A 520-nucleotide genomic window follows, 5' to 3' on the forward strand; every position below is an offset into this window, starting at 1 on the left:
GTGCCAAGGCATCCGCCCTGTGCCCTTATTGCTTGACCTTTCGCTTCATCACCCTAGCGTAGGTGATGCGGTCGTTTGATTCTCATTGTTTGATAACTCTGTTAATAACAGATATATCGATGTCTTCCTATCTTGCGTTTTATGAGATACTCTCATATCTCTTAACGTTTTGTATCAAGGATATTTGATTAACTTTTAATCAAATTTCATGTATGCAGTTTTCAAGGTACATATTGACTGATGCTTTATCAGTCATTAGAAATCTTAAACTCTTTTAAAATCTCTAATCACTGGTAAAACCAGCATATCTTAACAGCTCTTCCCGGCTGATACGGGTTAGCACCGGACTTGACGGTTCATATCTGGCTCCATCCTGTTTCCGACAGGACTCACTTTCCAATGCCTGTTTTATCTTCATCAGGCTTCCAGCCTGTTGTTTTCTTTTTGATCTGGCGCCCACCTGCTCTCCCACACCGTCTCCAGTGCAGTACCATCGGCCGATTGGGTCTTAACCGTCGTG

General features: G+C 42.7%; 1 protein-coding gene. It reads right to left on the reverse strand.

What is annotated here, in order from left to right:
* Positions 1–283: 283 nt before the first annotated feature.
* On the reverse strand, positions 284–418 hold the full coding sequence (locus ACTNC6_RS16165; RefSeq protein WP_278308813.1) for a hypothetical protein: 135 nt from the start codon (positions 416–418) through the stop codon (positions 284–286).
* Between the last annotated feature and the right edge of the window lie 102 nt (positions 419–520).

The organism is Blautia sp. HCP3S3_C4, from assembly GCF_052064095.1.
Lineage (GTDB): Bacteria > Bacillota > Clostridia > Lachnospirales > Lachnospiraceae > Blautia_A.